The 2,049-nt window shown below is 47.6% G+C and carries 2 protein-coding genes; both read right to left on the reverse strand.

The features are described 5' to 3' along the window. Positions 1-116 precede the first annotated feature (116 nt). Entirely contained in the window at positions 117-1,166 is a 1,050-nt protein-coding gene (locus COV46_03125; GenBank protein ID PIR17683.1) for an RNA pseudouridine synthase, read from the reverse strand. A 47-nt stretch (positions 1,167-1,213) separates the two neighbouring features. Next, positions 1,214-1,810, reverse strand: a complete 597-nt coding sequence (locus tag COV46_03130) for an HNH endonuclease (GenBank protein PIR17684.1) — start codon at positions 1,808-1,810, stop codon at positions 1,214-1,216. Positions 1,811-2,049: the final 239 nt, after the last annotated feature.

Raw genomic sequence — 2,049 nt, forward strand, 5'->3', positions numbered from 1 at the left:
CATGCGAAGGTTGATGGGAAGAGCAAGGTGATCACGAACCATGATGCGAGTTCTGCGAACGTTCACGATTCGCAGAAGCCGGGCGAACTTCTTGATAAGAGCGGCGCGCCCTAAATTCAATCACATGCAGGGGATTCTTCGGGCTTTGCCCTCAGAATGGCATCCAATTTTTTCAAAAGACTTGTCATATCCTGTGGCATTTCAACTGAAAATTCCATCCTCTTTCCGGTGCGTGGATGATCGAACCCCAACTTATAAGCATGCAAGAAAGGACGCGGGAAAATTTTTATAAGATTGTACAATTTTTTAGACATGTCATCCCCGTGGAAACGGGCATCTAGCGGACTCATTGGATTCACGCTTTCGCGAAAATGACATGCATTTGATGCCTTTAGTCTTTTCACCGCCCTTCCGCCATAAAGGTCATCACCGACCAAGGGGTGCCCCATGTGTGAAAAGTGCACCCTGATCTGATGGGTCCTGCCTGTTCTCAATTTGATGTCGACCAGGGTCAGGTCGTTTCCATATCTTTTAGTGACGTCATAATCTGTTTCGGCTATGCGACCGTGCCTGGTCTTAACCGACATTTTTTTTCTGTCGGTTGGATGTCTTCCGATAGGTGTCAATATCTTGCCACTCTCATTTGGAACTTTTCCAAAGACAAGAGCGCAATATCTCTTTTTCACGCTCCTTGCCTTGAACTGATCGGAGAGGTTCTTGTGAGCATTGTCGTTCTTGGCGACCACTATTATGCCCGATGTCCCTTTATCCAGCCTGTGAACTATTCCGGGGCGTTCCACACCGCCGATGCCGGAAAGGTCCCTACAGTGATGAAGAAGTGCGTTGACCAATGTTCCGCACTTGTTTCCTGCCGCCGGATGAACAACCATATATGCCGGTTTGTTGACAACGATTATATCCTTATCTTCGTAAAGTATCTTGAGCGGAATATTTTCTGGAGCTGTTTCAAGCGGTGTTGGTGGAGGGATATTAATTTCGATCCTGTCGGAAGCCTTTATGTCGTGGGCGGCCTTTATAAAAACAGCACCATTGACCCTAACATTGCCGCCTTCAATAAGCCTCTTGGCGCGCGAACGGGTAATGCCTGGATGATGTTGAGCTATGTATGTGTCAAGTCTCACAATTGTAATTTTGTCTTTAACGATTGTTTATTGCTTGAAAATTGTAATTTGGAAATTGATCATTGCTTTTCTTAGGGTTCAAGTTCCACATTCCAGTAAGAGAAGTCAACAAAGTTGATGAAAGGCTTCCACGCATTGTACCGGACCATGTGCTGTGAAATATCTATGAAAGGGACCGATGCCGGCCTGAAAGGATGGTGGATGAGCTTCATACCGGCCTCTTTTGGGGTAAGGCCGCCCTTCTTTCCGTTGCAATCAAGACAGCTGGTGACGACGTTCTCCCAGGTGGTAAGCCCGCCCTGCGAGCGCGGGATCACGTGATCGAGATTTAGGTTATTGCGCTGGAACTTTTTGCCGCAATACTGGCACATGTGCTTATCGCGAAGGAGTATGTTAAGCCGTGAAAACTTGACCCCTTTTTTAGGGAGACGGTCGTAGGTTACAAGTACTACGACCCGTGGCACACGCATCACTCTTCCCACAAGGCCTATCGTTTCATCGTGCGTGGCGACCGATAATTCCGACCAGCTGTGAAAGTCAAAGGTCTTGTATTCGTGGTCTATCGCCTTGGCAACGCCCTGATAGAGCATAACGAAGGCGCGTCGAAGCGTCGTTATATGCACCGGAAAATAGCTCTTATTTAGGACAAGTACGTTGGATGCAAGCATAATATGCTCTCTAATGTCCACTAATACACGATTGTCCGCCCATTTGTCAACTCCTACGGTTTTTACGACCGAAAAGGCAAGCAACTCAAGCGCGGCTGAATGGACAGCCAGTCACCCGCTTATCTCAAATGTCGCGGAATGGACATTATGGGCACCTCTAAAAACCCATTGGCGTGTCATTGCGAGGGAGCGTAGTGACCGAAGCAATCTCCATAAATCAAGTGTTTGCGGGAGATTGC

This window comes from Deltaproteobacteria bacterium CG11_big_fil_rev_8_21_14_0_20_49_13 (genome assembly GCA_002796305.1).
Classification (GTDB): domain Bacteria; phylum UBA10199; class UBA10199.

Bases quoted from the DNA above. Each gene is read 5' to 3' on its own strand.
- COV46_03130 (PIR17684.1), bottom strand. From the start codon at position 1,810: ATGCTTGCATCCAACGTACTTGTCCTAAATAAGAGCTATTTTCCGGTG.